Genomic DNA, 21,970 nt, shown 5'->3' with positions numbered 1-21,970 from the left:
TTGGTGGGTCGTGCAGGATTCGAACCTGCGACCAATTGATTAAAAGTCAACTGCTCTACCAACTGAGCTAACGACCCACTTTTTCGTTGCTTTCGGTTTGTTTGATATCCCGTGGCAACGGCGGCATATATTACTGATTTCAGACTTGAGCGCAACAAAAATTTCGATGCAGATCACTCAACTGCTTATGATTCGCACGACACGACCAGAAATAATGCGACTTCTGGTCGTGTGTTATGCATTACATCGCGTTCAGACGTTTTTGTGCCTGTTTAGCGCCATCAGTACCAGGGTATTTACTGATAACCTGCTGGTATACGGCTTTCGCTTTTGCGGTGTCACCTTTGTCCTGCATGATGACGCCGACTTTAAACATCGCATCAGCAGCCTTTGGTGACTTCGGATAGTTTTTCACTACCGAAGCAAAATAGTACGCCGCATCATCTTTTTTACCCTTGTTGTAGTTTAACTGACCCAGCCAATAATTGGCGTTTGGCAGGTAAGTTGAATCAGGGTAATTTTTGATGAAATTCTGAAATGCCACCATTGCGTCATCCTGGCGGGATTTATCCTGCACCAGCGCAATAGCTGCATTGTAATCCGTGTTTGCATCGCCGCTTTTCACCGGCGCGCCAGCATTCGCAGTACCAGCATCAGCTGTCGGCGTCGTTGATGCCGTCGCACCGCTTTGATCGCTGCTGGTTGATTGCGCCGCTGCACCACCGCTGCTGAGGCTGTCGATCTGCAACAGGATCTGCTTTTGCCGCTCCACGACCTGATTCAGTTGATACTGATTTTCCTGAATCTGACCACGCAGGGAATCAATATCGGATTGATTATCAGAAAGTTGTTGCTGGAGTTGGGTTAAAAGCTGGCTGTGAGCATTAGAAATACGCTCAAGTTGAGTGACGCGGTCTTCGACCGAGCCTGAGCTGACACTACTGATTGGTGCCTGAGCAAAAGCGGCCCAGGGGGCCGCTATACCAACCAGTAACGACAGACTCAATAGTTGATGTCTGAAGTTACTGCTCATGCAATTCTCTTAGTAAACCAGTACCGCACGACGGTTTTTGGAGTATGCCGCTTCGTCATGACCCAGTACTGCAGGTTTTTCTTTACCGTAAGAAACGATGGAGATCTGGTCTGCAGAAACGCCTTTACCCTGCAGGTACATCTTAACGGCGTTCGCACGACGTTCACCCAGGGAGATGTTGTATTCCGGAGTACCACGTTCGTCCGCGTGACCTTCTACGGTGACTTTGTAAGACGGGTTGCTACGCAGGAAGTTTGCATGTGCATCCAGCATTTGAGCGAAGTCAGAACGGATATCGTACTTGTCCAGATCGAAGTAAACGATGTTGTTCTGCTGCAGCTGTTGCATTTGCAGACGAGCCTGCTCTTCGGAAGACATGTTGCCGTTGCCGCCGTTCGCATCCATACCAGTGCCGGCACCCAGCATGCCTTCGCTGCCGTCATTGCTGGCGTTCTTGTTGGAAGAACATGCCGCAATTGCCATAACAGGCAGAGCAATCATCAGCCCTTTCAGCACTTTGTTCAGTTGCATTTCAATGATTCCTTTACTATTCAATTAATTATTATCACAGATACGGCGACCAGGCAGGGAATTTGACCTGTCCATCAGTTGCCGGAAGACGCGCTTTGAAACGCCCATCTGTAGAAACCAAATTCAGCACGGATCCCATCCCCTGAGAAGAGCTGTAGATTACCATAGTGCCGTTAGGTGCCAGACTTGGCGTTTCATCCAGGAACGTGGACGACAGAACTTGTACGCCTCCCGTTGCCAGATCTTGTTTGGCAATGTGCTGCTGCCCACCATTGGAGCTGACCATTACCATAAATTTACCGTCGCTGCTGACATCCGCATCCTGGTTCTGCGAACCTTCCCAGGTAATACGTTGTGGCGCACCGCCGTTGATATTCACTTTATAAACCTGCGGACGACCGGCCTGGTCAGAAGTAAATGCCAGGTTCTGGCTATCCGGGAACCAGGTCGGTTCGGTATTGTTACTGCGACCATCAGTCACCTGGCGGATCTGACCAGAAGCCAAATCCATTACGTACAGGTTCAGACTACCGGTTTTCGACAAGGCGAATGCCAGTTTGCTGCCGTCTGGCGAGAATGCAGGTGCACCGTTGTGACGCGGGAATGAAGCCACCTGACGTACAGCGCCATTTGCCAGCGTCTGAATAACCAGCGCGGAACGACCGCTTTCGAAGGTCACATAAGCCAGTTTAGAACCGTCTGGTGACCACGCCGGAGACATCAGCGGCTGCGGTGAACGGTGAACGACAAACTGGTTGTAACCGTCATAGTCAGATACGCGCAGTTCATACGGGAACTGACCGCCGTTGGTCTGAACAACGTAGGCAATACGGGTACGGAACGCACCTTTAATGCCGGTCAGTTTTTCAAACACTTCATCACTGGCGGTATGACCAGCATAACGCAGCCACTGCTTGTTCACTTTGTACGAGTTCTGAGCAAGTACAGTACCCGGTGCGCCGCCAGTGTCAACAAGTTGATAAGCAACATTGTAAGAACCATCCGGATTCGGAGTGACTTGACCGACAACTACAGCGTCAATGCCCAGTGCGGACCATGCAGCTGGTTGTACTTCCTGCGCACTACCCGGCTGCTGTGGCAGACGAGCGCGATCTAACGGATTAAATTTACCGCTGTTACGCAAGTCAGCAGCAACGATGCCGCCAATATCTTCAGGTGCCGCACCAGGCCCCGCCCACTGGAAAGGAACAACACCAATAGGACGACCGGAATCTACACCGCTGTCGATCACAATGCGGACTTCAGCATGCAGAACTGATGCCCACAGTATGAGAAAACCAAATGCTACTCGTAATGCCTGCTTCATCATATCTCCCTTATCTGGACCGATGGCCCACGATAATTTAGCAGAATGTTAACAAACTAAAATACACAAAACTACCAGAACCCCGTGGCAACCGGTGCCTGATGTTGACCGTCCGAACAGTCAACATCGCGATTACGGTTTGAAGTCCAATGGCGCGTTTTTGAACACTTCATATACTGCCTGGCTTGGTGGTTTCGGGATCTTCGCAAGTTTAGCTGCTGCCAACGCAGCCTGACAAAGTGCGGGATCGCCACCTTCAGGTTTGATATCCAGTAACATACCATCGGGTGCCAGTTTTATGCGCAGCGTACAGGTTTTGCCTGCATAGGACGATGCGTCATAGAACTTACTTTCGATAGCAGATTTAATCTGCCCGGCATAGTTATTGATATCGGCCCCTGATGCGCCATTGTTTTTAGTATTACCACTCCCGGCAGGCGAAGCATTGTTCCCTTTCGCCCCTCCCCCCGTTTTCGGTGCATTCTTACCAGAGCTTAGCTCACCGAAAATATCATCTGCCTCTGCGGCAGCTTTTGCTGCAGCGGCTTTTTCAGCTGCTGCTTTTGCCGCTGCCGCTTTTTTGTCTGCGGCGGCTTTTTCTGCCGCTGCTTTCTTATCAGCTGCTGCCTTATCAGCAGCCGCTTTTTCTGCTGCTTTTTTGTCGGCTGCAGCTTTCTCTGCTGCCGCTTTCTTATCAGCTGCAGCCTTTTCAGCAGCCGCTTTCTTCTCAGCTTCTGCCTTGGCTTTTTCAGCAGCTTCAGTTGCCGCTTTCTTTCTTGCTTCAGCTGCAGCTGCTTCTGCCGCTTCCGCTTTCTTCTTCAGTGCCGCAGCGGCTACCTCGGCTTTTTTCTGCGCTTCGGCTGCGGCTTTGGCGGCTTCTGCTTCTGCTTTTTTCTTCGCGTCTGCAGCCGCTTTCTTCGCTGCTTCTTCCGCAGCTTTAGCATCTGCCGCCGCTTTCGCTGCCGCCACTTCAGCTTGCTTCTGCTTTAACTCGGCCTGTTTTGCGGCTTCTTCAGCCTGCTTTTTCTGCTCCTGAGCCGCTAACCGCTCTTTCTCAAGTTGCTTCAGGCGTTCCTGTTCAGCCGCTTGTTTCTCACGCAGTTCTTCAGCAGCCTGCTGTTCCTTCATCTTGCGCTGTTCATCAGAACGCTTCGCGCTTGATTCCTGGCTTTGCATGCGTTTGTACTGCTCAACTACCGCACCTGAATCAACCATGACAGCGTCGATGGACGAACCACCGCCGCCTCCGGCTGAAGCTTCTATATTCTCATCGAACGAACTCCAGATCAGCGCCGCAAATAAGATGACATGCAGCACTGCTGAAATAATTATCGCCCGCTTGAGCTTGTCGTTTTGTTCGGTTGCCTTTGACACTCTCGGTTTCCAAAAACTGTTCGCCTGTTACCCGCTCTCTTTCAAGCAAGGGAAACGCAGATGTTTAGATAGGCTGCGTCATTAAACCAACCGATTTCACACCCGCACTATGTAACAAGTTCAGTGCTTTAATTATTTCATCGTAAGGCACATCTTTTGCGCCACCGATCAGAAAGACCGTTTTCGGGTTGGCCTTGAAACGGCTGGACACTTCCGCCACCACCTGCTCTGGTGGTAAACGCTCCAGGCGATCTTTCTCAACCACCACGGTGTACTGACCAATACCAGACACTTCAACAATCACTGGCGGATTATCGTTACTGCTCACCGCCTGTGATTCAGTAGCGTCTGGCAGATCGACCTCCACGCTCTGGGTGATGATGGGCGCTGTCGCCATAAAGATCAGCAACAGCACCAGCAGTACGTCCAGCAACGGAACAATGTTGATTTCGGACTTGAGATCGCGACGACCTCGTCCACGCGCTCTGGCCATGGCTTACCCCTTGTTGCTCTCGCTAACGGTAAACGCCTGGCGGTGCAGAATCGCGGTAAACTCTTCCATAAAGTTGTCGTAATTCAGTTCCAGTTTGTTTACGCGCTGGTTGAGACGGTTATAAGCCATTACCGCCGGAATTGCGGCGAACAGACCAATTGCCGTCGCAATCAACGCTTCTGCGATACCGGGCGCAACCATTTGCAGTGTTGCTTGTTTTACCGCCCCGAGGGCGATAAAGGCGTGCATGATCCCCCAGACCGTACCAAACAGACCAATATACGGGCTGATGGAGCCAACCGTACCGAGGAACGGAATGTGCGTTTCCAGATTTTCAAGTTCACGGTTCATGGAGATACGCATAGCACGCGACGCCCCTTCCACTACGGCTTCCGGCGCATGGCTATTGGCACGATGCAGGCGCACAAACTCTTTGAACCCGCTGTAAAAGATTTGTTCCGAACCAGTCAGATTATCCCGTTTCCCCTGACTCTCTTGATAGAGGCGAGAGAGTTCGATTCCAGACCAGAATTTATCTTCAAACGCTTCGGCTTCACGCGCCGCTGCGTTAAGAATACGGGTTCGCTGGATAATAATGGCCCAGGATGCGATTGAAAAACCAATCAAAATCAACATGATAAGTTTAACCAGAAGGCTAGCCTTCAGGAACAAATCAAGGATATTCATGTCAGTCACTGCTTAAACTCCGCGACAATAGACTTGGGAAGCGCACGAGGCTTCATTTTGAGTGGGTCAACGCAAACAACCAGAACCTCTGCTTCATTCAGCAAAGTATTCTCGGCGTTGACAATACGTTGCGTGAAAACCAAAGAGGTGCCACGCATTGATGTTATTTCAGTCTGTATTTCGAGCATATCGTCGAGCCGCGCAGGTGCGTAATATTCCACCGTCATTTTACGTACCACAAAGGCAACGCGTTCAGCCATCAGCGCCTGCTGACTGAAGTGATGATGACGCAGCATCTCTGTGCGTGCTCTTTCATAAAAAGCGACGTAACTGGCGTGGTACACCACACCACCGGCATCGGTATCTTCATAGTAGACGCGAACCGGCCATCGAAACAGCGTTGTATTCACTTTACATCCCGGTAATGCAACAAAAGTTAGAGCTTTTAAACGCTGCTACTATACGCGCGCGATTGAGGTTTGGGAATGAGGGCAAGTTAAGGGCGCGTAAAAATTTATGGGCCTAGAGCGGCCCATAATTTTTTAAAGAGAATTCTGATTTAAAAGAAGAAGAAAATCAGCCCGACAATGAGAACAATATCGGCAAGCAATGGGCAAAAAATCCCTTGCCAAAGAACCTTCTGCGGACGAAAGCCCACGCCGTGAATCACACCAGCACAGACGGCCCACATCAGCAATAAACCATGCCAGATTTCCAGTTCACTGGTCTTCGCGGCAAAACGAGATGGGTCCCAAAACATACATCCTGCTAACAGAAGCGCCATCACGAAGGAAAGCGCCCGCAGGGGGCGCTTGTCCATTACCGCATACAAGGTCGCGATAATCTTACTCATCAGATGTCTTCTTGACCGGCTTTGCCTGATTCGACGTGTTCAAGCGCCAGCGCGGTGATTACCCCAAACGAACAGGCAAGAAGCGTTCCCAGAATCCATGCGAAATACCACATTTTTAGCTCCTTACTTAGTACAGAGAGTGGGTGTTACGTTCAATATCTTCTTTGGTGATACGACCGAACATTTTCCAGTAACACCAGGCGGTGTAGAGCAGAATGATCGGTACCAGAACCACCGCAACCCAGGTCATGACGTTAAGCGTCAGCTGGCTGGAAGTTGCATCCCACATTGTCAGACTTGCGTTCATCATGGTGCTGGACGGCATCACAAACGGGAACATTGCGATACCGGCTGTCAGGATGATGCAGGCCAGCGTCAGGGAGGAGAACACAAACGCCCACGCGGCTTTATCCATACGTGCAGTCAGGATGGTCAGCAGCAGCAGAACCACACCCAGTGCCGGAATAGCCCACAGAATTGGCGTGTTGTTGAAGTTAACCAGCCATGCGCCAGCTTCACGAACCACTTCTTTATTCAGTGGGTTAGAGGCTGCGTAATGGTCCATTGTCGATTTCACGACATAACCATCGATACCGTACATCACCCATACGCCAGCCAGTGCGAAACAGACCAGTGTCACCAGCGCAGCCACCTGAGCCGTTGCACGGGTACGCAGGTGCAGTTCGCCCACGGTACGCATTTGCAGATAGGTTGCGCCCTGAGTAATGATCATCCCTACGCTCACCACGCCTGCCAGCAGGCCGAACGGGTTAAGCAACTGGAAGAAGTTACCGGTGTAGTACAGACGCAGATATTCATCAACGTTGAACGGTACGCCCTGCAACAGGTTACCGAACGCTACACCAATTACCAGCGGCGGAACGAAGCTACCAATGAAGATGCCCCAGTCCCACATGTTACGCCAGCGGGTTTCTTCAATCTTGGAGCGGTAGTCAAAACCGACCGGACGGAAGAACAAAGACGCCAGCACGAGGATCATCGCCACATAGAAGCCGGAGAACGCAGCGGCATAGACCATCGGCCAGGCAGCAAAGAGTGCGCCGCCCGCGGTGATCAGCCAAACCTGGTTACCGTCCCAGTGTGGTGCAATGGAGTTAATCATAATTCGACGCTCGGTGTCGTTACGACCGAGGAAACGGGTGAGCATGCCCACCCCCATGTCGAAACCGTCAGTGACTGCAAAACCAATCAGCAGAACGCCAACCAGCAGCCACCAGATAAAACGCAATACTTCATAATCGATCATTTGACGACTCCTGTCTTAGCGTGCCGGCTGAGTAGTCGTGGAAGACTGCTCAAAGTGATAGCGACCGGTTTTCAGGCTGCTTGGGCCGAGGCGTGCAAACTTGAACATTAAGAACAATTCTGCCACCAGGAACAGGGTATACAGGCCGCAAATCAGCACCATTGAGAAGATGAGATCGCCTGCGGTCAGTGACGAATTCGCCACAGCTGTCGGCAGCACTTCACCGATAGCCCACGGTTGGCGGCCATATTCAGCCACGAACCAGCCCGCTTCTACAGCAATCCACGGCAGCGGAATACCGTACAGCGCGGCGCGCAGAAGCCATTTTTTCTCGCCAATGCGGTTGCGGATGACACTCCAGAAAGAGAGCGCGATGATTGCCAGCAGCAGGAAGCCACACGCCACCATGATACGGAACGCAAAGTACAGCGGCGCTACACGCGGGATGGAGTCTTTGGTTGCCTGTTGAATCTGCGCTTCAGTCGCATCAGCCACGTTTGGCGTATAGCGTTTCAGCAGCAGACCGTAACCGAGGTCTTTCTTCATGCTATTGAACTGGTCACGAACCGTCTGGTCGGTAGAACCAGAACGCAGTTGTTCGAGCAGAGAGTACGCCTTCATCCCGTTACGAATGCGTTCTTCATGCTGCACCATCAGCTCTTTCAGGCCGATAACCGGGGTATCCACGGAACGCGTTGCAATGATGCCCAGTGCGTAAGGGATCTGAATCGCAAATTTGTTCGTCTCCTCTTCCTGATCAGGAATGCCGAACAAAGTAAAGGCAGCAGGCGCAGGTTGCGTTTCCCACTCGGCTTCAATAGCAGCCAGTTTGGTTTTCTGCACGTCGCCCATTTCGTAGCCGGATTCATCACCCAGAACAATAACAGACAGAACAGCAGCCATACCGAAGCTGGCAGCGATAGCAAAGGAGCGTTTAGCGAAGGCGAAGTCACGACCTTTCAGCATATACCATGCGCTGATACCGAGGATGAACATCGCGCCAGTCACATAACCAGACGCTACAGTGTGAACGAATTTCACCTGAGCAACCGGGTTAAGCACCAGCTCGGAGAAGCTCACCATCTCCATACGCATAGTTTCAAAGTTGAAATCGGACGCGATTGGGTTTTGCATCCAGCCGTTCGCAACCAGAATCCACAGTGCGGACAGGTTTGAACCGAGCGCCACCAGCCAGGTGACACACATATGCTGAACTTTACCCAGACGATCCCAACCGAAGAAGAACAGACCTACAAAGGTGGATTCGAGGAAGAAGGCCATCAGACCTTCGATTGCCAGCGGCGCACCGAAGATATCCCCTACATAGTGGGAATAGTAAGACCAGTTAGTCCCGAACTGGAACTCCATGGTCAGACCGGTAGCCACACCCAGAGCGAAGTTGATACCAAACAACTTGCCCCAGAACTTGGTCATATCTTTATAAATCTGTTTGCCGGAGAGGACGTAGACCGTTTCCATAATGGCCAGGAGGAACGCCATACCGAGCGTCAGTGGCACAAAAAGGAAGTGGTACATCGCGGTCAAGGCAAACTGTAAGCGCGACAGTTCGACTATATCTAACATCATGACTCCTTGCTCATCGCATGAAGACTCCGAGAGTGAACCCCGTTAGAAAGGGTCACACGCATGCCCCAATAGAAATTTGTTTGAACACTTTCATCATACCATGTGAATGCACACAAAAACGGCGTAAAGAAAGGTTGCAAACATGTTAATAAAAACTCAAATTGATCCCACGTATATATTACGCCGCAAAATCCTTACAATAAACAGGTTTTTGTTGAAGCAAATTTGCATTTTTCGACGGTGATCAATTTATAGCTAAATTGCCGCCTTTCAGCCAATTTGATCGAGAACAATTTATCTCTTTTTGATGCCCATTTCCAAGACTTATACATTGATAAATATCAATTTCTACAAATTATGTTAATCATGTTTCAACAAGGTAACTTTAGTGATATTTATGTTTAAAATGTGTGAATTATAAGACTGAAATTAGTTTCGGTTGGCAATTAAAGATAAAAAGAGACGAAGCAAAAACAGCACGGTTGACCTTAATTCTTTTTTTGGTCACTGGCTAATACGACGCAGAGTTTCAGGATTATTAATAAAGGCATAAATCTCCCTCCCGCCGATATTAACATTTAATTAACTTATAATTATATTATAATTAACTCACCCGTGGTTATTATTTTGTTAAAAATAAAGCCACATATACGTAGCTTGAGAGTGAAGATAAACACAAAATTACCTGATGCGCTACGCTTGCCAGTGTCTACATCATCTCTGCAATATATTGAATTTGCCTGCTTTTGTAGACCGAATAAAGCGTTCATGCCGTATCCGGCATGAACAAAGCGCCCTTTGTCAACAATCTGGCCGCGCATATGTGGCTTCGGTTTGATTGCTATTCAGGCAAGCCGGTAACTGAACGTCCGTGACTGGCCGGGTAAAAAAGGCCCCGATAGATTTGAACCTTGATTTTCCTCGGTGGTAATGTGTTCATCCATCATCGTTTCTGAGCAAGAAATCACCTCGCGACTGAAAGCAACAGTCGCATCACAGGTTGCTGATTCAGCCGGATTAAACAGCCGTAAAATCACTTCTTGTCGGTCTTCAGCTTTCTTAAGTGCGCTTATCAGGCATCCCACTGGGGGCATTTTCAACAAACTATAACTTTCCGGCACGTTGAATCCGGCTTTGTTGAGCTTCATCGCATCCCATGGGATTTTGTTGTAACACTGTACTGGAGTCAGCCATGCTCGCGCCTGCTGAGCTACACCAGCGGCGGTTGGCGTACCGGTATAACTCAATAAACTTAGGCGACAAGAAAGCAGACCACGTAGTTGTGAGTCCGGGACTGGCATTTTAATTCCCGAAGGCCGCCTAGGCCTTAAAAGCAGATCTTCTTTCCCCAGTAAGCCCACGCCGCGCAGCAACGTAATGGCAAAGGTTTTCTTCTCTTCACCGATGACTTCAAATTCACGTAGCCCTTCGCTAAAGACAGCCATGCCGTTACGCCCTTCCTGTAAGGCTGCATAGTTGAGCATATTCCATACCGGAACCGGCGCTTCTTTCCAGCTTTCTTGCTGCCAGTTGTTCATTGCACTGTCGTTCACGGGGCGCGTTAGCGAACCAAACTGGGTATCTGCCAGAACACTATCGGTGTTAAAAGATGTAGGGATCAGGACGCGAAGGCGATGATCGTCAGCCTGGTTATCAAGGTTGATATCCACATCAATGCGCCTGTTGTTATGACTAAGAGTGACAACCAACTCGACATCTACTCTGCCAGTGGATTGTCTTGCGCTGCGTTGTTGCAGATTACGCGGCACCGCCATTTCATAGCGGATAACAGCCCTGCTCTGCCAGGCCTCATGAATAATCTCGCATTGCGGTTTCGCATTCGCCGAAGTAATTACCCACTCTTCTTTTGCGGGTGAATAGTCATATTCATCACCATCATCAGAGCTTTCTTCAATTTGCAACACCCGGTCATAGCGCACACCGCTATCTTTATCTACCAGTTGTAGCGTTCCATCCTCATTGAGCGCAATTTGCCAGAAAGCATTTTCCAGTATCCCTTCAGCGTCACTTTTTGCCGCAATCACGTTGCCAGGCTGATTCGCTTCGATATAAAGCGTGCGATAGCCCATAGAAGGGACAATCTGGTTGATCTGTATATCAAACTCCATAAAGGGATCGTAATTACCGTAATGAACTATTTGCCGATCGATTAGGCCTGGATCGATCTCACGGGCATGGCGAATAAAATACGGTACAGGCTGACCGCGATCGTCTCGTAGATTAAACTGGCTGGCGCGCAGCCGCACAGTGGTGTTGATCACTTCTTCCCGCGGCCAGGGCATCAGGTTAAACAGGACGAGTTTGTCGGCGTCGCTCTGCGGCATGTTGTCGGCGATTTTACGCATATAGAAACGCAGCAGATTATCCGCCATGTCTTCAGCCAGTTCGAAGCGGGCGACGATTTCGCGATGAACTTTGTCACGACAGCAGCAGCCGATGCTGTCGTGGGCATGATTTTTTAAGATCTCTTTCCACATTTTCTCCAGCAAGCCGTGGTGGTATCCAAAACCCAACGTCCTGGCCAGCGTTGCCAGCGGTTCCAGCAGATTAACAATCTTATTTTCAATACGTGCGTGGGCAACTTTGATATCCATGCGCGTGGAACCGATGGTGCGATGCACGCGCATATATTTGCCATCAATAAATTCCCCTTTCAGGGTTGCCAGATTATCTCGCTGCGCTTCGATCTTCTCAAATACCTCTTCAAAGCGGCTCATCACAAACTTTCGTTGAGGATAAATTTCGCGCAGTTTCTCCATCACTTCGAAGATATTTTGCTGCAATGGCATCTGATCATGCCCATTCGGCAGCAAAATCTCTTTGGTTACAGACGCTTTTTCCAGCACGTCAAAATAACTGTCGAGGCGTTTGCGTAATCCGTTTTCGTCCGCAGGTAAGTACTTACCGATGGCATAACCCAACGGCATCACCTGCGCCGTCACTTCGCTACCGTCACTGCTTTGCCACAAAAACTCGGTTTTATCCGTACCGTGGCGCTCAGAACATCCACGCCAGAACATGGTGCAGGTAATGCCAAATCCATTGTAGATATGCGGCAGTTGCCCGGACATGCCAAAGGAATCGGGTAAATAACCTATTTTCATCGGCTCGCCAAACGCGAGGCAGTCACGCATTCCGTACATCAGATTACGGACGATGGATTCCGCAGAAACAATCGTGGTATCGGTCTGGGTATACCAGGGGCCGATAATCAACTTGCCGGCTTCTACCAGTTTCTTCAAGCGGTCTTTGTTTTCCGGTTTCACCGCGAAATAATCTTCGAGGATCGCCGTTTGCCCGTCGAGTACGTAATATTTGTATTCGTTGTCCTGTTCCAGTCGGCACAGGATCTCTTCCATATTATTGACCAGCAGAATGCGTGACTCTTCGGTGGTGAAATACCACTCCCGATCCCAGTGCATATGCGGGGTGATGTGAACGCGAGATACCGCTTTCATCGTCGTTTCCTTTTTGTTTATGGCATTACGCCATCAGTCAGATAGTTGCCATGCTTAACCGCGTGACGCCGCCAGATCAGGAGAATTGCAGTCGAGATTGCAGCCCCCACCAATGCCGCACCAAACCAGCCAATTGCCGCCATAACACCGCCCGCGCCATTATCATGAAGTAAAAAGAGCGAGAAAATGCCAGCACCGGGTGTCGAAAGGCCGATATTCATCGCACCGACAATAGCGCCCGTTACCATAGAGCCCAGCACAAACGAACCAATAACCCGCAGCGGATCTTCAATCGCCATCGGGATCGCCCCTTCGGTAATACCTGCCAGCCCTAACAGCCAGGTGGATTTCCCGGTCTCAATTTCAAACTCTTTAAACAGGCGCGGTGCGAGCATCGTGGAAGCGGTTACGGTAAATGCCGAAACCATTTTGACGGAGGCGAAAATGGCATACGGGCCGTAAACGCCGTTCGCCATTGCGCCCAGGCAGAATGCATAAGCGGCTTTATTCACTGGCCCTCCAAGGTCAAAGGAACACATAAAACCGAGAATGGCACCCAGCAACAGCGCGTTACTTCCTGACAGACCGTTCAGCCAGGCGGTAAGCGAGTTATTGATCCAGGCGACAGGTTCCCCCACCACAAACAGCATCAGACTGCCCGCTCCCAATGTACCGAGCACCGGGTAGAGATAAAAAGTCAGGAAGCCATTGAATTTACTGCTAAGACGCAAGTGATTTTTCATCCAGCGTATCAAGTAACCGGCTATCAATCCGCCAACGACCGCGCCGAGAAACCCGGAGCCGATCATGTTGGCGGCAAGTCCAGCCGCAAAGCCTGGCGCTAACGCCGGTTTATCTGCCAGCGAATAGGCGGTATAGGCTGCCAGCACCGGTACCATCAAAATTCCGAGCAGCCCGCCGCCCAGTTTGCGGTACATCCACAGCCAGGAGTTTTCTTCATTAAACAGATCTTGTAGCCCGAAGATTTGCGACAGTAATACCGCGACCGCCAGCACCGTCCCCCCCGCGACAATCAACGGTACGGCAAAAGAGATCCCGCTCAACAGTGCCTGTTTCAGCTCCGTTTTGACGCTTTTCACCGGTTGCGTATCTTGCTGTAAGGTACGCGTCTCATCGCCACGCTCGAGGGTAAGCGATTGTTGGATCAACGCTTCTGCATGGCGAATCGGCTCGGCAACAGGCACAGAAAGCGCAGGAATGCCGTTAAAACGCTCACTCTCCTTGATGGCGACTTCAGCCGCAAAAATACAGGCAGTTGCACTATTGAGTTGATCCGCCGTTAAACGCCCTTCAATACCGTTAGCACCTTGCTTTTCAACGTAGACATTCACGCCGAGTTTGCGTCCGGCTTTTTCCAGATACTCCGCAGCCATGTAGGTGTGAGCAATACCCGCCGGGCAGGCCGTTACGCAAACGATAGTTGGCGCGTTGGAAAAAGAGGCAGAAGGTTGCGTGCCTCCCTTGTCATCCAGCGCCGAGAGCAATTCATCAGGCGTCGTCGCCGACTGTATACGCGCCCGAATCTCATCATCCGCCAGGCGCGTGGTCAGCGCTGTCAGCAGTTGCATGTGCGTAGTACCCGCTTCATTGAGGGGAATCGCCAGCAACACCACTAAATCAACCGCTTCCGGGCCATCCACGCCTTCCCACTGAAGCGGCTCGCTGAGTGTGGCGACCGCAAACGCCGCTTCTTTTACCGCAGCAGTTTTGCCATGCGGCACAGCCAACCCTTCACTTAAGGCGGTCGGGCCAAGGCTTTCACGGCGATACACTTCTTTCAGAAATTGCTCAGTACTGGAAATTTTCCCCAGAGCAGCAAGACGTTGAGTCAACGCGTGAATGGCCTCTTCACGGCTGGTAAAGCGCGCATTCAGACACAACGCATCGCGGTGGGTCAGAGTCGTCAGGTTCATCATGATCCTCACTTGATCGTTTTTATAGTCGCGCCAGTGTGCCCGACAAAACAATACCATTGCGTAATCAATTTCACTTGATTGAAATTATTTGCATTTTATTTGTATTGTTTACAGGATGAGTTTATCGGGCATAATGGCTAAATTCGTATTAATGAGATGCTAAATAATGGGACACAAACCCTTATACCGACAGATTGCTGATCGCATTCGTGAGCAAATTGCGCGTGGCGAGCTTAAACCTGGCGATGCGTTACCTACCGAATCGGCATTACAAACAGAGTTTGGCGTCAGCCGGGTTACGGTGCGTCAGGCTTTGCGCCAGTTAGTCGAGCAACAGATCCTCGAAAGCATTCAGGGCAGCGGGACTTACGTCAAAGAAGAGCGGGTCAATTACGATATTTTTCAGTTAACCAGTTTTGATGAAAAACTGTCGGACCGTCACGTCGATACACACAGTGAAGTTCTGATATTTGAAGTGATTCCGGCTGACGATTTTCTTCAGCAACAGCTACAAATCACCGTGCAGGATCGTGTTTGGCATGTGAAGCGCGTGCGCTATCGCAAGCAAAAGCCAATGGCGCTGGAAGAAACCTGGATGCCGCTTGCGTTGTTCCCGGATCTCACCTGGCAGGTCATGGAAAATTCGAAATATCACTTTATTGAAGAAGTGAAGAAGATGGTTATCGATCGTAGCGAACAGGAAATCATTCCTCTGATGCCAACCGAAGAGATGAGCCGTCTGCTTAATATCAGCCAGACAAAGCCGATTCTTGAAAAAGTATCGCGTGGATATTTAGTTGATGGTCGGGTGTTTGAATATAGCCGCAACGCTTTTAATACCGATGACTATAAATTTACCCTGATAGCGCAGCGAAAATCATCGCGATAAGCACAAAAAGGCCATCATACGATGGCCAACCATGTCGAAACCGACAGCCCTTCGCCATTCCTGTAGAGGGAAGCGGCGAGGGCTATTTCTTATTACAGATATTTATTTCAGAACAGTTTTCAGTGCTTCACCGATATCCGCCAGGCTGCGAACGGTTTTCACGCCTGCGGCTTCCAGAGCAGCGAATTTCTCATCCGCAGTCCCTTTCCCACCGGCAATGATCGCACCCGCGTGGCCCATACGTTTGCCTTTCGGCGCAGTCACACCAGCGATGTAACCCACAACTGGCTTGGTAACATGCTCTTTGATGTACGCTGCCGCTTCTTCTTCAGCGCTACCGCCGATCTCACCGATCATCACGATCGCTTCGGTCTGCGGATCTTTTTCGAACATTTCGAGAATGTCGATAAAGTTAGAGCCAGGGATCGGGTCACCGCCGATACCGACACAGGTCGACTGACCGAAACCGTAATCCGTGGTCTGTTTAACCGCTTCATAGGTCAGTGTACCGGAACGGGAAACGATACCCACTTTACCCGGTTTGTGAATGTGACCCGGCTGGATACCAATTTTGCATTCACCCGGGGTGATAACGCCTGGGCAGTTCGGGCCGATCATACGAACGCCTGCTTCGTCCAGTTTCACTTTCACGGTCAGCATATCCAGCGTCGGGATGCCTTCAGTGATGGTGATAATCAGTTTGATGCCTGCATCGATAGCTTCCAGAATGGAGTCTTTGCAGAACGGTGCTGGTACGTAAATAACAGACGCGGAAGCGCCAGTAGCAGCAACAGCTTCACGCACGGTGTTGAACACCGGCAGGCCGAGGTGGGTAGTGCCGCCTTTACCTGGAGTTACGCCACCAACCATTTTAGTGCCGTATGCAATGGCCTGTTCTGAGTGGAAAGTCCCCTGGCTACCGGTAAAGCCCTGGCAGATAACCTTGGTGTTTTTATCAATTAAAATGGACATTATTTCCCCTCCACTGCGGCAACAACCTGCTGAGCTGCATCCGTCAGACCTTTTGCTGCAATAATATTCAGGCCGCTGTCAGCCAGTTTCTTCGCGCCGAGTTCGGCGTTGTTACCTTCCAGACGTACCACGACCGGTACGTTAACACCCACTTCCGCTACCGCGCCGATGATACCGTCAGCGATCAGGTCGCAACGAACGATACCGCCGAAGATGTTAACCAGAACGGCTTTCACTTTGTCGTCAGAGAGGATGATTTTGAACGCTTCGGTTACACGTTCTTTGGTTGCGCCGCCGCCAACGTCCAGGAAGTTAGCCGGTTCGCCGCCGTGCAGTTTAACTATGTCCATCGTACCCATCGCCAGACCTGCGCCGTTAACCATACAACCGATGTTACCGTCCAGCGCAACGTAGTTCAGTTCCCACTGTGCAGCCTGTGCTTCACGCGGATCTTCCTGCGACTGGTCACGCATTTCGCGCAGATCAGGCTGGCGGAACAGGGCGTTGCCATCAGCGCCCAGTTTGCCGTCGAGGCAAATCAGATCGCCCTGTTTGGTGATGACCAGCGGGTTGATTTCGATCAGCGCCAGGTCGCGCTCCAGGAAAATGGTCGCCAGGCCCATGAAGATTTTGGTGAACTGCTGAACCAGTTTACCTTCCAGACCCAGTTTGAACGCCAGCTCGCGTCCCTGATACGGCATCGGGCCAGTCAGCGGATCAAGCGCAACTTTATGGATCAGGTGCGGAGTTTCTTCCGCCACTTTTTCGATTTCCACGCCGCCTTCGGTGGAGGCCATAAAGACCACGCGACGGGAACTACGGTCTACAACGGCACCGAGATACAGCTCTTTAGCGATATCGGTCGCCGCTTCAACCAGAATCTGGTTAACCGGTTGGCCATTGGCATCTGTTTGATACGTTACCAGACGCTTGCCCAGCCAGTTTTCTGCAAAAGCACGGATGTCTTCTTTGCTGTTTACAACTTTCACACCGCCCGCTTTACCGCGGCCACCAGCGTGAACCTGACATTTCACTACCCACGGACCGGCACCGATTTTTGAAGCGGCTTCTTCTGCTTCGCGCGGAGTAGTACAGGCATAACCCACCGGTGCTGGTAAGCCATAGCGGGCAAACAGTTGTTTTGCCTGATATTCATGTAAGTTCATGTGTTCTGTCCATCCTTCAGTAATCGTTATCTTTTAAACCGTAGACCGACACCCTATCCACGTCGGTCTACAGTGCAGGTGAAGCTTAAACTACTACACGTCCAGCAGCAGACGCGTCGGCTCTTCCAGTAACTCTTTGATCGTTACCAGGAAGCCCACGGATTCGCGACCATCGATCAGACGGTGATCGTAGGACAGCGCCAGGTACATCATCGGCAGGATCTCAACCTGACCATTCACCGCCATCGGACGATCTTTGATAGCGTGCATACCCAGAATTGCGCTCTGCGGCGGGTTGATGATCGGCGTAGACATCAGGGAACCGAACACACCACCGTTGGTGATGGTGAAGTTACCACCGGTCAGATCTTCAACCGTCAGCTTGCCATCACGGCCTTTGACTGCCAGCTCTTTGATTTTCTTCTCGATGTCTGCCATGCCGAGGGTATCGACATCACGCAGAACCGGCGTCACCAGGCCGCGCGGCGTAGAAACCGCCATGCTGACGTCGAAATAGTTGTGGTAAACCACGTCATCGCCGTCGATAGACGCGTTCACTTCCGGGTAACGTTTCAGGGCTTCAACCACCGCTTTCACGTAGAAGGACATAAAGCCCAGACGGATGCCGTGGCGTTTTTCAAACGCTTCACCGTACTGCTTACGCAGATCCATAATCGGCTTCATGTTGACTTCGTTGAACGTGGTCAGCATGGCGGTGGAGTTTTTCGCTTCCAGCAGACGCTCTGCCACACGCTTACGCAGGCGAGTCATCGGGACACGTTTTTCACTACGTGCAGCCAGAGCCGGTTGCGCCGCCGGAGCAGCCGCTGCCGGAGCAGACTCTTTCGCCGGGGCTTTCGCCAGATGTTTTTCCACATCTTCACGAGTCAGACGACCACCCACACCGGTGCCTTTAATGGCGCTGGCGTCGAGATTGTGTTCAGCCAGCAGGCGACGGATCGCCGGGCTTAACGCATCGTTGTTTTGCTCTTCCAGAGACGCCTGCTGGCGTTGCGCCGGAGTGGACGCTTTCTCTTCAGATTTGGCGCTGGTTTCTTTACCGGCGCTGTTGCCTTCACGCAGGCGACCAAGGATCTGACGAGACGTTACCGTTGTACCTTCATCTTCCAGAACCGCATCCAGAATGCCGTCTGCTGATGCCGGTACTTCCAGTACCACTTTGTCAGTTTCGATTTCTACCAGCACTTCATCACGTACGACTGCGTCGCCGGGTTTTTTATGCCAGGTTGCGACGGTGGCATCGGCTACGGATTCAGGCAGGTCAGGGACCAGAATATCTACGCTACTCATTGTGTATCCTTTATTTATTCGACGTTCAGCGCGTCATTAACCAGATCTTGTTGCTGTTTCTGGTGAACGGACATATACCCTACCGCCGGAGAGGCGGAGGCCGGGCGGCCTGCATAACGCAGAGAAGCCCCAAACGGAATCACTTCACGGAAATGATGCTGGCTGCAGTACCATGCGCCCTGGTTGAGCGGCTCTTCCTGGCACCAGACAAAATCCTTGACGTGAGCAAACTGCTGCAACACTTCCTGCATCGCTTTATGCGGGAACGGGTAGAGTTGCTCGATACGCACAATGGCGACATCGTGTTGATTGTTCTTACGACGCTGTTCCAGCAGGTCGTAATAAACCTTACCAGAACACATCACTACGCGCTTCACGCCCTTCGGATCAAGCTCGTCGATTTCACCGATGGCTGGCAGGAAGGTGCCGTTCGCCAGTTCTTCGAGGCTGGAAACCGCCAGCGGATGACGCAGCAGGGATTTCGGCGACATCACGACCAGCGGACGACGCATCCCGCGCAGCGCCTGACGACGCAGCATGTGGTAAACCTGTGCCGGGGTAGACGGTACGCAAACCTGCATGTTTTGCTCAGCACAAAGTTGCAGATAACGTTCCAGACGCGCGGAGGAGTGCTCCGGCCCCTGCCCTTCGTAACCGTGCGGCAGCAACATCACCAGACCACACATCCGGCCCCATTTCTGCTCGCCAGAGGAGATGAACTGGTCGATAACCACCTGCGCACCGTTGGCGAAGTCACCGAACTGCGCTTCCCAGATGGTCAGGGTGCGTGGTTCTGCGGTGGCATAACCATATTCAAACGCCAGCACGGCTTCTTCTGACAGTACGGAGTCCCAGACACGGAACGCGCCCTGACCGTTATGGATGTGTTGCAGCGGCGTGTAAGTGGAACCGTTAGACTGGTTGTGGATCACCGCGTGGCGGTGGAAGAAGGTACCGCGACCGGAGTCTTCACCCGACAGGCGAACCGGAATGCCTTCATCAACCAGCGTGGCGTAAGCGAGGTTTTCCGCACCGCCCCAGTCGAACAGTTTCTCACCGGCTGCCATCGCCTGGCGATCGCCATAAATCTTGGCAACGCGAGACTGCATTTCAACTGCTTCTGGTACCGTACTGATACGTTTAGCCAGTTCCTGCAGGCGCTTCATCTCAACTTTGTTCGGGTACTCTTCGTCCCATTCGTGGTTGAGGTACGGCGACCAGGTGAAAGAGTGCATGTTCATCGGACGCCACTCTGCCACTACGCAATCGCCAGCATCCAGCGCATCGCGGTACAGGTTAACCATCTCGGTGGCATCTTCCAGCGTCGCCACTTTTTCCTGCTCCAGCTTGTCAGCGTAGATTTTGCGCGGTGTCGGATGTTTTTTGATTTTCTGATACATCAGTGGCTGGGTTGCGCTCGGCTCGTCGGCTTCGTTGTGGCCGTGACGGCGGTAGCATACCAGGTCGATGAAGACATCACGTTTAAAGGTGTTACGGAAATCGAGCGCCAGACGGGTCACAAAGGCAACGGCTTCCGGATCATCCGCGTTAACGTGGAAAATCGGTGCCTGAACCATCTTACCGATATCAGTACAGTACGGTGTAGAACGGGCATCCAGCGGGTTAGAGGTGGTGAAACCAACCTGGTTGTTGATAACGATACGTACCGTACCGCCAACTTCATAACCACGCGCTTTCGACATGTTCAGAGTTTCCTGAACCACGCCCTGCCCGGTCACTGCGGCGTCACCGTGGATGGTGATTGGCAGCACTTTGTTGCTGTTCGGCTCATCAAGTCTGTCCAGACGGGCACGAACAGAGCCGATAACGACCGGGCTTACAATCTCAAGGTGAGACGGGTTAAACGCCAGCGCCAGGTGCACCAGGCCGCCATCGGTCTGGAAGTCAGACGAGAAGCCCATGTGGTATTTCACGTCGCCTGTGCCGAGGTGTTCTTTATGTTTACCGGCGAACTCGTCGAACAAGTCTTGCGGTTTTTTACCCAGCACGTTCACCAGCACGTTCAGACGACCACGGTGCGCCATCCCGAGAACCACTTCGCGGGTGCCGCTGTTGCCAGCGTGGCGGATCATCTCTTTAAGCATCGGGATTAACGCGTCACCGCCTTCCAGCGAGAAGCGTTTTGCGCCAGGGAATTTTGCGCCGAGGTAACGCTCAAGGCCTTCAGCGGCGGTCAGTTCGCTTAAGAAGCGTTTTTTCTCTTCGCTATTGAAAGTCGCGCGACCAGACTCGATACGCTGTTGGATCCAGCGTTTTTCTTCGGTGCTGGTGATGTGCATATACTCGGCACCAATCGGGCCGCAGTAGGTTTGCTTGAGGGCGGAAATAAGCTCGCCGAGTTTCATGGTTTCTTTGCCGCTGGCAAATGAACCGACGTTGAAGGTTTCCTGGAAGTCTGCTTCGGTCAGATCGTGGAAAGACGGATCCAGATCGGCCACTTTATCTTGCTGCCACAGTCCCAGCGGATCTAGATTCGCATGCTGGTGACCACGGAAGCGGTATGCGTTAATGAGCTGCAGGACTTTAACCTGCTTCACATTGGTGTCAGGGTCGGAGATCGTTGAAGAGTAACGTGAAGCGTCTTTCGCCAGGCGGCGGAAATATTCACGCGTTTGAGAGTGGAATTGATCCGGTTTGACTCCCGTACCAGGTAACTGCTGGAACGTCGAACGCCAGTTAGCGTCAACCGAGTCAGGATCGGTTAAGAAGTCTTCATAGAGCTGTTCTATCCAGCTCTGGTTTGCGCCAGAGAGGTAAGAAGAGTCCAACCAGGCTTTCAAAGCGCTGTTCTGCATCGTGATCCCTTAAGCATCTTTTTTATGCTTACTTCGCCGTGGATACTACCACGCACAGTGATGTGCGTGCCGGGGTTCACTTGCGAGCTCTTGTCTACGTAGTGGCTCGCGAAGGAACCTTTAAAAACTGTCTTAGTGTCAGGGGCAGTTTTTAAAGATTTCCTGCATTTCTTTGTTACGCCTGATGCGCTGCGCTTATCAGGCCTGCGGGTAATGACTTGTAGGCCGGATAAGGCGTTCACGCCGCA

General features: G+C 51.5%; 18 protein-coding genes and 1 tRNA gene. 1 reads left to right on the top strand and 18 read right to left on the bottom strand.

The window, feature by feature from the left end:
• Window position 1: 1 nt before the first annotated feature.
• The 14 genes from ABZJ92_RS08040 to mngA all read right to left on the bottom strand — a co-directional run bounded on the left by ABZJ92_RS08040 (window position 2) and on the right by mngA (window position 14,565).
• Window positions 2–77 (bottom strand) — tRNA-Lys (locus ABZJ92_RS08040).
• Between the two features lie 164 nt (window positions 78–241).
• On the bottom strand, window positions 242–1,033 hold the full coding sequence (gene cpoB, locus ABZJ92_RS08035; protein ID WP_000097586.1) for a cell division protein CpoB: 792 nt from the start codon (window positions 1,031–1,033) through the stop codon (window positions 242–244).
• Window positions 1,034–1,042: 9 nt separating this feature from the next.
• Window positions 1,043–1,564 carry a peptidoglycan-associated lipoprotein Pal gene (pal, locus tag ABZJ92_RS08030; protein ID WP_001295306.1) on the bottom strand — a complete coding sequence of 174 codons (522 nt, stop codon included), beginning with the start codon at window positions 1,562–1,564 and terminating at the stop codon, window positions 1,043–1,045.
• A gap of 34 nt (window positions 1,565–1,598) precedes the next feature.
• Window positions 1,599–2,891 (bottom strand): Tol-Pal system beta propeller repeat protein TolB, encoded by a 1,293-nt coding sequence (tolB, locus tag ABZJ92_RS08025; RefSeq protein ID WP_001295307.1) that lies wholly within the window; start codon window positions 2,889–2,891, stop codon window positions 1,599–1,601.
• Between the two features lie 132 nt (window positions 2,892–3,023).
• Entirely contained in the window at window positions 3,024–4,265 is a 1,242-nt protein-coding gene (tolA, locus tag ABZJ92_RS08020) for a cell envelope integrity protein TolA (protein ID WP_000030694.1), read from the bottom strand.
• 64 nt (window positions 4,266–4,329) lie between these two features.
• Window positions 4,330–4,758 (bottom strand): colicin uptake protein TolR, encoded by a 429-nt coding sequence (tolR, locus tag ABZJ92_RS08015; RefSeq protein ID WP_000090097.1) that lies wholly within the window; start codon window positions 4,756–4,758, stop codon window positions 4,330–4,332.
• Between the two features lie 3 nt (window positions 4,759–4,761).
• Window positions 4,762–5,454 carry a Tol-Pal system protein TolQ gene (tolQ, locus tag ABZJ92_RS08010; protein WP_000131314.1) on the bottom strand — a complete coding sequence of 231 codons (693 nt, stop codon included), beginning with the start codon at window positions 5,452–5,454 and terminating at the stop codon, window positions 4,762–4,764.
• Entirely contained in the window at window positions 5,451–5,855 is a 405-nt protein-coding gene (ybgC, locus tag ABZJ92_RS08005; protein WP_001098384.1) for a tol-pal system-associated acyl-CoA thioesterase, read from the bottom strand. Before ybgC ends, tolQ begins: the two co-directional genes overlap by 4 nt.
• 149 nt (window positions 5,856–6,004) lie before the next feature.
• The gene (gene ybgE / locus ABZJ92_RS08000) at window positions 6,005–6,298 is read right to left on the bottom strand and encodes a cyd operon protein YbgE (protein ID WP_000034602.1); all 294 of its coding nucleotides are present in this window, start codon (window positions 6,296–6,298) and stop codon (window positions 6,005–6,007) included.
• Entirely contained in the window at window positions 6,298–6,411 is a 114-nt protein-coding gene (gene cydX / locus ABZJ92_RS07995; RefSeq protein ID WP_000270282.1) for a cytochrome bd-I oxidase subunit CydX, read from the bottom strand. Before cydX ends, ybgE begins: the two co-directional genes overlap by 1 nt.
• Window positions 6,412–6,425: 14 nt before the next feature.
• Entirely contained in the window at window positions 6,426–7,565 is a 1,140-nt protein-coding gene (gene cydB / locus ABZJ92_RS07990) for a cytochrome d ubiquinol oxidase subunit II (protein ID WP_000568274.1), read from the bottom strand.
• 15 nt (window positions 7,566–7,580) lie between these two features.
• A complete protein-coding gene (gene cydA, locus ABZJ92_RS07985; protein ID WP_005049381.1) occupies window positions 7,581–9,149 on the bottom strand; it encodes a cytochrome ubiquinol oxidase subunit I in 1,569 nt (522 codons plus the stop codon).
• Window positions 9,150–9,997: 848 nt separating this feature from the next.
• A complete protein-coding gene (mngB, locus tag ABZJ92_RS07980) occupies window positions 9,998–12,631 on the bottom strand; it encodes a mannosylglycerate hydrolase (RefSeq protein ID WP_000648943.1) in 2,634 nt (877 codons plus the stop codon).
• 17 nt (window positions 12,632–12,648) lie between these two features.
• Window positions 12,649–14,565, bottom strand: a complete 1,917-nt coding sequence (gene mngA / locus ABZJ92_RS07975) for a PTS 2-O-a-mannosyl-D-glycerate transporter subunit IIABC (RefSeq protein ID WP_001054875.1) — start codon at window positions 14,563–14,565, stop codon at window positions 12,649–12,651.
• 169 nt (window positions 14,566–14,734) lie between these two features.
• Here mngA and mngR point away from each other — a divergent pair, with 169 nt between their 5' ends.
• Complete coding sequence (mngR, locus tag ABZJ92_RS07970; RefSeq protein WP_000509906.1) at window positions 14,735–15,457, top strand: mannosyl-D-glycerate transport/metabolism system transcriptional repressor MngR; 723 nt, start codon at window positions 14,735–14,737, stop codon at window positions 15,455–15,457.
• 102 nt (window positions 15,458–15,559) lie between these two features.
• Here the strand turns inward: mngR and sucD are convergent, their stop codons facing one another.
• The 4 genes from sucD to sucA form a co-directional block, all read right to left on the bottom strand.
• Window positions 15,560–16,429 carry a succinate--CoA ligase subunit alpha gene (gene sucD, locus ABZJ92_RS07965; protein WP_000025451.1) on the bottom strand — a complete coding sequence of 290 codons (870 nt, stop codon included), beginning with the start codon at window positions 16,427–16,429 and terminating at the stop codon, window positions 15,560–15,562.
• Window positions 16,429–17,595 (bottom strand): ADP-forming succinate--CoA ligase subunit beta, encoded by a 1,167-nt coding sequence (sucC, locus tag ABZJ92_RS07960; RefSeq protein ID WP_001048602.1) that lies wholly within the window; start codon window positions 17,593–17,595, stop codon window positions 16,429–16,431. The genes sucD and sucC overlap by 1 nt, the downstream gene beginning before the upstream one ends.
• Before the next feature lie 93 nt (window positions 17,596–17,688).
• On the bottom strand, window positions 17,689–18,906 hold the full coding sequence (gene odhB / locus ABZJ92_RS07955) for a 2-oxoglutarate dehydrogenase complex dihydrolipoyllysine-residue succinyltransferase (protein ID WP_000099824.1): 1,218 nt from the start codon (window positions 18,904–18,906) through the stop codon (window positions 17,689–17,691).
• A gap of 14 nt (window positions 18,907–18,920) precedes the next feature.
• Window positions 18,921–21,722: a 2-oxoglutarate dehydrogenase E1 component gene (gene sucA, locus ABZJ92_RS07950; protein WP_001181461.1), complete on the bottom strand. Its 2,802-nt coding sequence runs from the start codon at window positions 21,720–21,722 to the stop codon at window positions 18,921–18,923.
• Between the last annotated feature and the right edge of the window lie 248 nt (window positions 21,723–21,970).

The organism is Shigella sp. FJ200513 (genome assembly GCF_040495915.1).
Classification (GTDB): Bacteria; Pseudomonadota; Gammaproteobacteria; order Enterobacterales; family Enterobacteriaceae; genus ECMA0423.
Note: the sequence above shows the minus strand (reverse complement) of the source record. Positions and strands in the feature narration are given on the sequence as shown.